This is a genomic window from Bowmanella pacifica (genome assembly GCF_014645355.1).
Lineage (GTDB): Bacteria > Pseudomonadota > Gammaproteobacteria > Enterobacterales > Alteromonadaceae > Bowmanella > Bowmanella pacifica.
In genome coordinates this window covers 36,879-49,412 of sequence record NZ_BMLS01000005.1, presented here as the reverse complement: position 1 = coordinate 49,412, position 12,534 = coordinate 36,879, and the positions used below count along the sequence as shown (strand labels likewise).

At 48.1% G+C, this 12,534-nt stretch carries 14 protein-coding genes; 11 read left to right on the top strand and 3 right to left on the bottom strand.

Annotated elements, in window-relative coordinates:
- Nucleotides 1–68 precede the first annotated feature (68 nt).
- On the top strand, nucleotides 69–1,088 hold the full coding sequence (locus IEX02_RS14630) for a DUF3549 family protein (RefSeq protein ID WP_188696747.1): 1,020 nt from the start codon (nucleotides 69–71) through the stop codon (nucleotides 1,086–1,088).
- A complete protein-coding gene (locus IEX02_RS14625) occupies nucleotides 1,085–1,387 on the top strand; it encodes a DUF3301 domain-containing protein (protein WP_188696745.1) in 303 nt (100 codons plus the stop codon). The genes IEX02_RS14630 and IEX02_RS14625 overlap by 4 nt, the downstream gene beginning before the upstream one ends.
- A 634-nt stretch (nucleotides 1,388–2,021) precedes the next feature.
- Here IEX02_RS14625 and IEX02_RS14620 read toward each other — a convergent pair.
- The gene (locus IEX02_RS14620) at nucleotides 2,022–2,657 is read right to left on the bottom strand and encodes a GNAT family N-acetyltransferase (RefSeq protein WP_188696743.1); all 636 of its coding nucleotides are present in this window, start codon (nucleotides 2,655–2,657) and stop codon (nucleotides 2,022–2,024) included.
- 94 nt (nucleotides 2,658–2,751) lie between these two features.
- Here IEX02_RS14620 and IEX02_RS14615 point away from each other — a divergent pair, with 94 nt between their 5' ends.
- Nucleotides 2,752–2,979 (top strand): DUF2789 domain-containing protein, encoded by a 228-nt coding sequence (locus tag IEX02_RS14615; protein ID WP_188696741.1) that lies wholly within the window; start codon nucleotides 2,752–2,754, stop codon nucleotides 2,977–2,979.
- Nucleotides 2,980–2,999: 20 nt separating this feature from the next.
- Here the strand turns inward: IEX02_RS14615 and IEX02_RS14610 are convergent, their stop codons facing one another.
- The gene (locus tag IEX02_RS14610) at nucleotides 3,000–3,359 is read right to left on the bottom strand and encodes a DUF3192 domain-containing protein (RefSeq protein ID WP_188696739.1); all 360 of its coding nucleotides are present in this window, start codon (nucleotides 3,357–3,359) and stop codon (nucleotides 3,000–3,002) included.
- Between the two features lie 159 nt (nucleotides 3,360–3,518).
- Between IEX02_RS14610 and IEX02_RS14605 the strand changes: the two genes are divergently transcribed.
- A complete protein-coding gene (locus tag IEX02_RS14605; protein WP_188696737.1) occupies nucleotides 3,519–3,815 on the top strand; it encodes a hypothetical protein in 297 nt (98 codons plus the stop codon).
- A 7-nt stretch (nucleotides 3,816–3,822) separates the two neighbouring features.
- On the opposite strand, the gene syd is transcribed toward IEX02_RS14605, so the two are convergent.
- Nucleotides 3,823–4,362 (bottom strand): SecY-interacting protein, encoded by a 540-nt coding sequence (gene syd, locus IEX02_RS14600; protein ID WP_188696734.1) that lies wholly within the window; start codon nucleotides 4,360–4,362, stop codon nucleotides 3,823–3,825.
- 61 nt (nucleotides 4,363–4,423) lie between these two features.
- On the opposite strand from syd, the gene queF reads away from it, so the two are divergent.
- The 7 genes from queF (at nucleotide 4,424) to IEX02_RS14565 (ending at nucleotide 12,476) form a co-directional block, all read left to right on the top strand.
- Entirely contained in the window at nucleotides 4,424–5,260 is an 837-nt protein-coding gene (gene queF / locus IEX02_RS14595) for an NADPH-dependent 7-cyano-7-deazaguanine reductase QueF (protein WP_188696732.1), read from the top strand.
- Nucleotides 5,261–5,650: 390 nt separating this feature from the next.
- A complete protein-coding gene (locus tag IEX02_RS14590) occupies nucleotides 5,651–7,204 on the top strand; it encodes a GGDEF domain-containing protein (protein ID WP_188696729.1) in 1,554 nt (517 codons plus the stop codon).
- Nucleotides 7,204–8,565, top strand: a complete 1,362-nt coding sequence (gene ppnN, locus IEX02_RS14585; RefSeq protein ID WP_188696726.1) for a nucleotide 5'-monophosphate nucleosidase PpnN — start codon at nucleotides 7,204–7,206, stop codon at nucleotides 8,563–8,565. The genes IEX02_RS14590 and ppnN overlap by 1 nt, the downstream gene beginning before the upstream one ends.
- A 100-nt stretch (nucleotides 8,566–8,665) precedes the next feature.
- Nucleotides 8,666–9,040, top strand: a complete 375-nt coding sequence (locus IEX02_RS14580; protein WP_188696725.1) for a DUF3192 domain-containing protein — start codon at nucleotides 8,666–8,668, stop codon at nucleotides 9,038–9,040.
- Nucleotides 9,040–10,689, top strand: coding sequence for a hypothetical protein (locus IEX02_RS14575; RefSeq protein WP_188696723.1), 1,650 nt, complete (start codon nucleotides 9,040–9,042; stop codon nucleotides 10,687–10,689). Before IEX02_RS14580 ends, IEX02_RS14575 begins: the two co-directional genes overlap by 1 nt.
- Before the next feature lie 150 nt (nucleotides 10,690–10,839).
- Nucleotides 10,840–11,847, top strand: a complete 1,008-nt coding sequence (locus IEX02_RS14570; protein ID WP_188696721.1) for an isocitrate dehydrogenase — start codon at nucleotides 10,840–10,842, stop codon at nucleotides 11,845–11,847.
- A gap of 323 nt (nucleotides 11,848–12,170) precedes the next feature.
- On the top strand, nucleotides 12,171–12,476 hold the full coding sequence (locus tag IEX02_RS14565) for a helix-hairpin-helix domain-containing protein (RefSeq protein ID WP_188696719.1): 306 nt from the start codon (nucleotides 12,171–12,173) through the stop codon (nucleotides 12,474–12,476).
- The last annotated feature ends 58 nt before the right edge of the window (nucleotides 12,477–12,534 follow it).

Genomic DNA, 12,534 nt, shown 5'->3' with positions numbered 1-12,534 from the left:
GCCATTTCCATTATTTCATTGTCAGGCCAACTGCATTGGGTACTGACAGCGTGACGTGCAAGAGTAACATGACCAGCATCAGCACACTTAGCGAATTCCTGCTGCAATCCGGTTGTCAGTACCGGGTTTATGATTTAGGCCGAGGCATCCGGAAACTCAGTACTCAACAGTTTCTCGATATCGAAAACAACAAACAGCCTCACCCCTACCCCCGTTTAGGCTTTGCCTGGGTGGCGGTACTGTTTTGGAATAAACAGCTGTCAGGTCAGCACTATATCTGGTTTTTAAAACTGCCTCTGGATGAGCAAGGTATGCTGGTTAGCGCCGCCCGCAACCACTTTTTGGGCATTGTGCTTGAAGCACTTGGACGGCAAATGGATAACAAATCACCAGATGAACTTCCCGAGCATCCCTATGGATTTGTACCTGGCGCACAGCAGATGGCTGATTTTAACAGTGCCGTCAGACACGCCCTTAAGCTGCCGGAAACTGACTACCAAAAAGCCGCATTGGCCTACCTACAAACCCCTGCGGCTTTTAATTGGCAGGACGTCCCCCTGCAAGGGTTGGCCGATATCGTCGCCAGGCTCAACGAGAATAGTATAAGAGCACTGTTTTTAAGCTGCTTTAATCAGTTGAACGAAGCCGTGCAGCTAAGCCTGCTGAACTCCCTTGAAAATCACAAGATTGATGTCAGTCTCAGTGAATTTGTGCTGCAGCAAATGGCCACCCATGAACAACAATCTGCCTGGCAAATTGCTTGTTTGCGCGCATTGAGCCAAAGCCAGGCGGACGGTTTGGTGACGGCTAAATTAACCGCCCTGCTAAACCAAACGACAGAAACAGACACTAATCTGATGATCACAATTTCCGGTCGCCACTGGTATAGGCTGACTCATGAGGGATTGTTAGATAGGTTTATGGATCGTTTGGCCACGCAGGCACCGTCACTGTTTGCTCCGGTTTTTGCCGATTTAGTCAGATTACCTGAACTCAGAGCAAACATGCTGAGTTTACTTCGCCGCCCGGATAAAAGTGATGCATTGACTCAGGCTATAGGGCGCTTGTTTAGTGAGACGCAAGCATGAGCCTCGGTGAGTTAACGCTGTTTCTGTTAATAGGCGCTTTGGGTTGGCAGTTTTGGCGTATCCGAGCAATGACGGAGCAAGCCTATCGCTACATGGACAATTACTGTAACAAGCAAGGATTACAACTGTTGTCATTGTCGAGGCACAAAACCCGTATTCGCGCCTACCGGGGTAAACTGGATTGGTATTGCGAATTCAATTTTGAATTTTCAGGCAACGGCGAAGACGCATATCAGGGAAGTTTGGTGATGCAAGGAATGCAAGTTACTCAAACCCACCTACCGCCATATCGGGTTTAGCTGGCAATAAAAAGAATAAAGGCGTGGTCACAAGACCACGCCCCTACCAATAACTAATTCCCTTTACGGCATACCTTTGCCACTGTCTTCCTTGTTCCAATTCCTTCTGGAATCCAATCCATATGCTCTTACTCTCCCTGAGTAAGACACTCATCCTGAGTGGATCCCGCTCCCTTCTCCTTTTTCAACGCCTCCCTATTTGGCGTGATTCTCCATCCTGGAGTTGTCCCTTTGCATCATCCTGATGCATTCCTGTGCTTTATCCTTAAAGCGTTTCCACTTTACCTTATCCTTAAGGCCAATCCGTTACCTTCATCCTGAAGGTTGTCCGTCTTTCTTCCCTGACCCATCGTGTTTCCTTGTGACAGGTATAAAGATATAGCAACGGCAAATATTTTCTATCTGCCTCCCAAAGGCTTACACTGGACCACTGCCCAAACTGCCATCAAGACAAAAAATATAATTCATATAAATCAATATGTTGAATAAATTCGTAGGACTTTAGATACGCGAATAAAAGCAGTTTCTCCTACAACATTGTGAGAAATGTCTTACAAACTGAATCGTCGTTGTCTTACAGAGATTTTGAATGGCTAACAAGTTACAGCGTAAAATCCGTTAAAAACTATCAAGCCTATGCTGATTTGGCGTGAAACATCAGGTGTCCGGACAGTCTGCCCACCTGAAGTTCTTCCACTAATTGATAGTCACCGTCTTCAAAGAAACCTAGGCATTTGGGTAAGGTGACAAACACCGCAACACCTTCGCTTTGTGCATTTTCTCGCATCAATGTATCTATTGCGCCCATTAAGACATGACCCAATCCTCGATGCTGGTGATCTGGATGCACGCCGATAAAAGACAACATATGGTAGTGCTTGGCGGGCACTCGTTCTTTTACCCTCTGCTCTTTATCCATCATTTGTTTGGTGCCAAGGAAGCCTGCAGTTAACAGCATCTTTAAGCGCCAATGCCAGAAACGATTAGGCCCAATACTGGCATCAGGCTGGATCAGGCAGGCAACAGCCAATAAACGCTCACCTTCAAACAAGCCGATCATAGGCTGTCTCGCCATCCAAAAGGAATTCAGCTCCTCCCGAATTGCCGCCCGCAACCTTTCTTCGTAGCCTTCTTTGTCTGACTGAAAGATACCCATAAACAAGGGATCATCATGATAGGCAAGATACAGAATAGACGCTGCGACCTTCAGATCTTCAGCGGCCAGATAAATGGCTTTAACACTGTCTCTGGTAAGTTGTGCCTGACTCATGTTGATTCCAACAAAGTTGTCTATAGTTGTAAACAATACCTCAGCACGAGGCTTTTGTTAACTTTTTGTTATCCATTTCATAACGGAGGATGTCATGACACTGATGCCAAGTATTCATGATCTGTTTGAGCAACTGGGACTGGAAAACACCGATAACGGCATTGACCGCTTTATTGAGCGTCATAAAGGGCTGGAAAATAGTGTGAAACTGGAACACGCGCCTTTTTGGAACCCATCACAAGCACAGTTTATCCAGCGCGCGCTGGCGGAAGACGCCGAATGGGCAGAAGTCATCGACCAACTAAACACCAGGCTACGCTGAATTACCTTATTAACCAGGCATTATCTTTGCTGGTAGGCTGTTTCTCCCCAGCCCACAAGCTGTGCCTGTTTGAACACAAGTGGCGTGCACTCATCCTTGCTGGTTGTGCCGTCACCATGATGACGGTGGGTACGGTAAAATAGCACCTGAATATCTTGTTGATCCTGTTTATAAAGTTCACTGAAATCCGGTACCCCCAAGCGGGCGGTAACCTCTTCCATCGACATGCCAGGCGCAAGACTCGCGATGGTTTTACGATTGTGCTCCTCTCTTTGCTGCCAGTCTGCCTGCCCGTGCTGATCGGGTTTCACTGAGATGATACAGCCGGACAATCCCATTAAGGATAAACTTAGGACAGCAATCGCAAAGGGTTTATTCATCTTGTTATCTCCAATGTTGAGTATGTCAGCGCTAAGCTAGCAAACACCAAGCCAACAAGATAACATATTGATTTATAGAGACTTATTATCTAACAATATGGCGGGACATCAATGTTAGAATGCACAATTCGCCAATAGATAGTTAGATTGACCACATTTATGAATAATGCAGACTATATTCTGTCCCTTTGCCAGGAGTTGGCCGCAGCAGGAAAAGCCCCCTCAGTAGCCTTAGTTAAGGCCAAAGCCCAAAAACCTTTGCCACTCGCAGACATTTTATCTGTACTGCAAAAATGGAAACAAGCCCCCGCCCAAATGGCGGCTCAGGTAAAGCCTAGCAAGGCCACGGAGGTGCTTATTCCCTCTTTGGAACAACGGGTAGATAAGTTGGAAAAACAATTAGCCGAACTGACCAACCTGGTTAAACAACTCCACCAGCACCTACAGAATCAGTGAGCTTGGTTTACCTTGGCGTCAGCTCATCAAGGAAGCTGGCCAGGTTTTCGGCCAGGACTTCTTTGGCAGGCAGCCCAACCCGTTCCAGCATCACCTGACCAGTCTGATTATCAAGACTTAAGATAAAATCATCATCGTCGGTTACCGCAAAAAACAACGTAATCGGCTGCTTCAAGCGCTTCTTCATCAGCACGTGGCCAATAAGATTTTGTTGTAAGCGGGCAAAGTCATCTGCATTCCATGGCATCAACAACTGCAACTCACCTCTCGGCGCGCTGGCAGCCAGATTCTCACTCCAGTAAGCACCAAAGAAAGCCTTGATGTCAGGATGAAAGTCGATTTCCAAGGCGCGTTCGGTATCCCTAAAGTCGCTGATATCGGTTCTAGCCACCGGCAGCCAGTGAATATGGCCGGTTTCATCCGGTTCACCTTGTTGACAAGGCGACAACCAATCAGCATCCCACTCTGTTGTCAGTGGTAACTGTGTATGTTGATGATGGTCCAGATATCGTTGGACAAAGGCCTGCAGACTAGTAATCACATCCATAACTATGGCTTCACCGCTAAAGAAGATAGAATGACGGCAGTTTAACCTGCTTAGAAAACCGATGACAGAGAATAAGCCGAGCAATCCCCTGGCACACTTAAGTCTGGGAAAAGCATCTGAATATATTGACCAGTACAGCCCCGAGCTTTTACAAGCCGTGCCACGCAGCCTTAATCGTGAAGAGCTGGGTATAGTCACACAGCAACCCTTTCACGGCGTAGATATTTGGAACGGCTATGAATTATCCTGGTTGAATGATAAAGGTAAGCCTTGCGTGGCACTGCTTCAGGTTATCATTCCTGCCGATAGCCCAAACTTAATCGAATCTAAGTCGTTTAAATTATACCTGAACAGTTTTAATCAATGGCGCCTTGCCAGTCCACAAGCGCTAACAGAAATATTGTCTAAGGACTTATCCGCCTGCGCGGGGGCAGACGTAGAAGTCAAGTTATTCGATTTGAATGCAGCACAAGATTTTGCCATTCATCACTATGATGCTGAGTCACTCGATGACTTGGATATCGAGGTTGATCACTACCAACCTGCACCTGACTTACTCATATGTACCAACAAGCAAGTGCAGCGAACTCACATTAGTCACTTGCTTAAATCCAACTGTTTGATTACCAGTCAGCCAGACTGGGCCAGCGTGGTCATTCGCTACGAAGGCAATGAAATCAGCCCGGAGAGTTTGTTGCGATACCTGATTTCCTTCAGGCAACACAACGAGTTTCACGAACAATGTGTTGAGCGAATCTTCTGTGACATTTTACAGCAATGCCAACCGAAGAAACTGACGGTCTACGCCAGATATACGCGCAGAGGTGGTTTGGACATCAATCCGTTCAGAAGTAATTTTGAGAGCAACTGGCCAAATCTTCGTTTGGTCAGACAATAAAACTGAAAGCCAACAAGTTTAATTACAAAAACACTTTCATTTTTGCTTTGGCTGGGTAAAATGTCCGCAGTTGTTGAATACAGGACTGGAACACACATGCCTCTTAATAATAATAACGACCGGTTACCCTACTATCTGGTCAAACGTCCATTGAACGACGACTGAAACAAAGGGATGGCACTGCCATCCCTTTGTTTTTCATCATTCAGCTCGTAAACACAGCAAGATATTCAATTTATTGTCAGCAAAAGCATCGCAACTCCCCGCCATTCTTGAAAAATTTGGTTATATCCAGGCAAATTCCCATTATACTGACAAGCAGAAGCGCTAAAACAAGCTGGCACCGAACCAGTTTCTTTGATCCTGAGCCGCGTTAAAGGACCCATTGGCATGGATAATGAGTCACAATCCAATACCCTGCGAGCAGATATGTCTCCCCATAATCAGCAAAAAATGCTGCGTAACTTAAAGCATCAAATTGACACTCTGTCGCAGTTTATTGTTCGTCTCAGCAAATTTTATGATGGCTTTAATCCGTTATTAGACAAAGAGCTGCATGCTCTGAGAAGCTATCTGCTAGGCAAAATGAACTTTGCCATGGCCGAAGTCAGCATCAGCAAACTCACCGGCTTACTGATCGAAAATGCCGATTACAGTAAACAGCAAAATGCCAAAATTCATGGTTTACTGGAAAGTGCCACCACCCAATTGCAACGTAATGCGGCACTGCCTAAAGCATTAAGAGACGAGACGCAGCAATTTCTGCAAACTTTACAGCAAAGTCATGCCTCGATTTATTCCAGTTTTCCTTATTTCGAACAGGCCCTGTCTTTGTACCAGCGGGCGTTACAAAACAGCAGTGCACCCGCTACCGAACCAACACTGAATGATGCAGAAGAAAACTTTCATCAACAATTGGTGTGGGAGCTGCGCGACCTAGTGATACAGCTGTCCAGCGCCAGCAAAGAAAAAGAACTGCAAGAGATTCGCCAACGGCTTGAACAAGGTCTGACTCACAACCAACTTCTTGAGTGTTGCTTGCTGCTGGTGCGGGCCTTGTCCAAAGAGGTATTAAAAGACCGCAAACAAGCAGAACGTTTTATTGCCAGTCTGCACAATACCTTGGGTAATGTCAGTCAGGCCGTTGGCCGTTCACTGAAAGACAGTCAGTCTGCTTATCAGTTGAAAGTACAGCATAACCAGCAACTCAGGCAGCAACTACAAGGCATTGAGCTGGCTGTTGATGACGCTCAGGATATCGCTTTGTTAAAGCAACAGGCCAGCGAATACCTAAGTAAGATGGCCTCGACCTTGGACAGCCGCGAACGGGCGGACAAGGACGAACAACTTGCGCTGATGAATTTGCTCAGAGAAATGAAAGATCAGTTGAGCGCACTGGAAAAAGAAGCATCTGAGTACAAGCAAAAGCTGTTACAACAAAAATATCACAGCCACCACGACCCGCTGACGCAGATACCCAATCGTTATGCCTATAATGACAGGGTCGAACTGGAATATCGTCGCTGGCGTCGATATGGCACAGATCTGAGCATGGCGCTGGTCGATGTGGATTATTTTAAGAGTATCAATGACAGGTACGGTCATGCCGGCGGTGACAAAACCCTTCAGGTTATCGCACAGAACATCAGTAAATGCCTGCGTACTACGGATTTTCTTGCTCGTTGGGGCGGTGAGGAGTTTGTTATTCTGTTCCCACAAACCGCCGTCAGCGAGCTGGATAACGTGCTTGAAAAAATCCGTTTGCAAATAGAAAAGATCCCTTTCAAGTTCAAAGAGCAAGCGGTCACCATCACGGTATCCATCGGCGCGGCGGGCTTTAATCGTGAAGACGATGTAGAAACTGTTTTTGAGCGAGCTGACCGCGCCTTATATGAAGCCAAGAATCAAGGTCGGAATCGCTACGTTATCAATAAAGGATCATAATGAAACGAACCGTACAGCTTAACCCCATAGGGGCAATGAGCCTGCTTTCTCAACTTGAAGTTGACCGTCTGAAACGCTCCACCTCCAGTGAACTCTATCAATTGTTTCGTAACTGTAGCCTGGCGGTTTTGAATAGCGGGGCTCACGAGGATAACTTCGAGAATATCTTCTCACCTTATGAAGACTTTGAGATCAATCTGCTTCGCCGCGAACGGGGGGTCAAAATTGAATTGGTTAATCCTCCTGCCTTGGCATTTGTGGATGATAAATTGATCAAAGGCGTACACGAGCACTTGTTTGCCGTACTGCGCGATTTGTTGCATATGGGCGCACGTTACGAATATAACCTTTGTGTGAATGCACCAGAGTCCGTGCATACCACGCATATGGTATTTGACATGTTGCGTAATGCTGAAGTTATCCGTCCCAGCGGCGAAGCCAATATGGTGGTGTGCTGGGGAGGCCACTCCATTAGTGAGCTTGAATATAAATACACCAAAGAAGTCGGCTATCAATTGGGCCTGAGAGACCTGAACATCTGTACAGGTTGTGGTCCCGGCGCCATGAAAGGACCAATGAAAGGCGCCACTATTGGCCATGCCAAACAGCGGGTCAGGCATGGGCGCTATCTGGGCATTACCGAGCCGAGCATTATTGCCGCAGAGCCGCCAAACCCTATTGTCAATGAACTGGTTATTATGCCGGACATTGAGAAACGCTTGGAGGCCTTTGTCCGCGTAGCCCATGCCATTGTGATCTTCCCTGGCGGCGTGGGAACCGCTGAAGAGTTGCTGTACTTGCTTGGCATTATGCTGCATGAACAGAATCGCGATCAGGTTGTACCTATCATTTTGACCGGTCCCAAGGAATGTGAAGATTACTTTGCCAGTATCGACCAGTTTGTAGGCGCCACCTTGGGTAAAGAAGCACAAAACCTTTACACCATCATCGTTGACGACCCGGCATTGGTGGCCAAAACCATCAAGCAAAGCCAGGCGGATATCACTGAATACCGCAAAATGCGTGGCGACGCCTACCAGTTCAACTGGTCGATGAAGATAGATCCTGAATTCCAGCAACCTTTTATGCCCACGCACAACAACATGAAGGCCTTGAATCTGCATTTTGATCAACCCAAGGCACAATTAGCTGCATCGTTACGCCGTGCATTTTCCGGTATCGTGGCCGGTAATGTAAAAGCGGAAGGGGTGAAACAGATTCGTGAGCAAGGGCCATTTGAAATAAACGGTGAGCAACGACTTATGAGTATGCTGGACGAATTGCTGGAATCCTTTGTCGTTCAACATCGTATGAAACTACCTGGCAGTAAGTATTTACCTTGCTATAAGGTGGCGAAATAAAGTTCAGTAGAACAATATCAGCGTCAGAGCCCCCTGTTCTGACGCGTGAATTTGTGTAGACTCTTGCTGTTGCCACTACAATAACTAATTTCTTGCACCTATGAACAAAACTGTCGCAAAACGAATTGGCCTGGGTCTGGTCATTTATCTGCTCTTTGCCGCCCTGGTCTTGCTGTTTTACCCGGATGATCCTAACTCCATGGATTGGCAGGATCGGGAACAGTACAATAAAGTCCAAGTGGGTAAACTGGAACTTGGTACCAGTCGTCAGGCCATTATTGAATTAATGGGGTCGCCAGACATCAGCGAAGCTAAACGCAATAATGATGAGAAGCTGCAAGTGATGTTTTACCGCACTCAGCATATGGAGTCTGACGGTATCACCACCATGAATGAATGCACCCCGTTGTTGTTTAAAAACGATCAGCTTATCGCCTGGGGAGAAGGGGCCTACCAACAGTATTTGGACTGGTAGTGAGCCTTGAGCTCACTGCACTGGCGAGCTTAATCCAGGCACTGCAGCATTCGCAGGCATCGGCAGGAGAGTCTCTGCCTGCGTTCTTGAAACAGTGCCAACGAATTGCCAGCCTTACCCATACCGCCAGCGAACAATCTGAGCGCTTTTATGCATTGCTGGTGTTATCGATCAGCGACCTCACCCCAGAACTCCAGACGGCAGTTCGTCAACTGGTGGCGACCCAATTGTTATGTCAGCGCATGGGCGTCAATGAGCATACCGCACATACGCTATTGTGCGCGGTAAGCAGTGCTGTACTCTGGCCCGCAGGTCAACACCGCGCCTTACTACATTGGCTAAAACAGCATAATCAATCGCTTTGGTATGCCTGTTTGCTGCCTTTGGTACGTTTGCTGCCTCATATAGACAAACCTCGTATCCAAGCGGCATTTAACCGTCTACACGCACCGCAGCGCTTAACGTTGCTGGCCGCCTTGCTAAGTGGTGAAAAACGTCGGGACAGAGGGTTTGCCGGTATCGTCAAATATTGGGCTCCTAAACTCCCCCCCAGCTTTTTGAGCTTGCTTGACAGCTTGTTCCCTTTTCCCGGCCTGTTACCGCCCGGTACCTCTGTTGAACTACAGAATCAACAACCCGTTCTGATCCTTTCCCAAACACCAACGGGCTACCTTGTCCAGCCATTGGTTGAAGGCGAACAATCACAGGTAATGGGAATTGAGCAGCGCACTAAATCAGATATTGTGCGTATCCTACCGCCTCTGACAGTGCAGAACCTGGAGGCTATCGGGCACTTTTGGAATCAAGAATGGGCCAAGTTACAGTCCCAGTCAGACAGTGTCCTGAAGGTAAATAAAAACACCTACCCCATTGCGCAGCCTCCCGCCAAACTTCTAGTTATCCAAGAGCTGCTGGGGCAATCAGAGCCGGATCTGGACAAACTTGCCCGGCATATAGCCGACGAAGGCTTTCTCGCCCGCCAGCTTAGTGAAGATGCTAGTCGCAGAGCCAGACTAAAATTGCAGTTTGTCGAAGTTAAGCATGCATTACTCTTTCAAGGCTTGGCCCGCACACGCCATCTGCTGATTCAGCAAGCGCTACTTAACCGGGTCAATCAACGTTACTTTCCATTACAGGAACCCCTGCTTCAGTTCACTCATTTGCTGGTCAACTGTATGGACATACTGGCCAGCCAACATGGCGTGAATGATCACGGCGAAGTCATGACCCTAGGCTATTTTGCCAGTGCGGGGTTGTTTACCAGCCCCTGGTTGAAAAAAAGAATAACACTGCCCCAAAGCGCCTCGCCACGCTATGCACTGAGTGGATTACTGGCATTTCCTCAGGCCGATGAACTGTTAAAACACGCTATCGCCCTGGCGCAGGGATGGAGACAAGAGCCTCTGCTCATCCAGGCTATTCGCCACCATGCCTCCCCCCTGTCTTTGATGCCACGCCCTGCACGCCGATTAAGCTGCTTATTGGGGCTGGGACTGATCATGGCGCGAGAGATTTGGTTTGCCGAAGGCGAAGCTGCAGAAAACGACTATTATCAACAGGCCATGGCGTATCTGCGACTGTCGCCTGCACGTTGGCAATACCTAAAATGGCAGATAGTGGAAACAACCCATTGCTATTGTCCGAGATAAGCGGGCTTTCATCGGTAGCGGCTGGAAAATCACCGGCTAAAGTGCTATAAAACGCGCCCAGAAATCTGGCGCTTTGTGCGACCAGAACTTATCGCCTGTGGCACCAATACAAACCATAGGTCGGCCTGACGACAGACATAGGAATTCTTCATGACTCAACAACGTATTACGGTTATTCGTGGTGACGGCATTGGTCCGGACATCGTTGACGCAGCTATTCAAATTCTGGATAAAGTCGGATGCGATTTTGCCTATGATTATGCCGATGCGGGCCTGGTTGCACTGGAGAACCACGGTGAATTGCTGCCGCAGGAAACCCTTGATCTTATCGCCAAGAATAAAGTCACCCTGAAAGGCCCATTGACTACACCAGTCGGCGAAGGCTTCACGTCTATCAACGTTAGCCTGCGCAAGCAGTTCCAGTTGTACGCTAACGTTCGCCCGGTACTGTCTTTCAAAGGAACCAAAGCCAGATACGAAGACATTGATATCATTACCGTCCGTGAAAATACCCAGGGTATGTACTCAGGTCTGGGTCAGGTAGTGTCCGCCGATGGCTCCGAAGCAGAAGCCATGAGTAAGATCACTCGCGAAGGCGCTGAGCGTATCGTGACCTTTGCTTACGAACTGGCGGTTCGCGAAGGCCGTAAAAAAGTCACCGCCGTGCACAAAGCCAACATCCTGAAGTCAACCAGCGGCTTGTTCCTGAAAGTAGCGCGTGAAGTTGCTCAGCGTTATCCGCAAATTGAGTCTACCGAGATGATCGTGGACAACTGTTGTATGCAGTTGGTTATGAACCCCCATCAGTTTGATGTGATCGTCACCACCAACCTGTTCGGTGATATTCTGTCAGACCTGTGTGCCGGCTTGGTCGGTGGATTGGGTATGGCTCCTGGTGCCAATATCGGTAAAGACTGTGCCATTTTCGAAGCAGTACACGGCTCAGCCCCTGATATCGCTGGTAAGAACCTGGCTAACCCTACTTCGGTTATCCTGGCTTCTATTCAGATGCTGGAATACCTGGGCATGGCGGACAAAGCCGAGAAGATTCGTGCCGCAGTGAAAGAGGTTATTGAGTCTGGTGACCGCACTACTCGTGACCTGGGTGGCTCTCACGGCACCACCGACTTTACACAGGCAGTACTTGAGCGCCTGTAAGGTCTAACTCCTATCAAACCAAAGCCGGTCTCTGACCGGCTTTTTTATGTCCAAGGATGGACGGTATGCCGCGATCGCATGGAAGCGATTGAGTGGCGATGTCCAAGGATGGACGGGCAGAAAATCTGCTCCTCGGCTCTGTCTCCTGATTCGCTCTACCTTCTCCATCCCTGGAGTCGTGCGTTTTCTGCACTTCCACCATCCATGGTGGGCGTATCGGGATGTTAAAATTTCCTTGCCCCAGTTCTACCACCTGGCGACTAACGGTCTACACTTCTAATCGACGCTCAGCGTCAGGACAAGGATGAATAAGGAAAAGGAAAATGAAAAAACTTTCAGTATTGTTAGCCGTGATGCTTGGGCTCAGTGCCCCTGTCCTGGCATCAGATAAGGACGTAAATAAGGAAAGAGGGCAACAGGCAGAGGCCGCTGTAGCCGGTATCAACATTAACACCGCATCGGCCAAGGAATTAATGAAACTGCCGGGAATAGGTAAAAGTAAAGCCGAAGCCATTGTGAAGTATCGTCAGGACAATGGTGATTTTCAATCCATAGAGGATCTCGCCAAGATCCAGGGTATTGGCAAGCAAACCGTCAAAGCCCTGGCAGGAAAAGCCAACGTGAGGTAACGGCCCTGTTGTCAGGCACAGGGACGTGCCGCGCACAACGTTGTATCACTCTGCTACC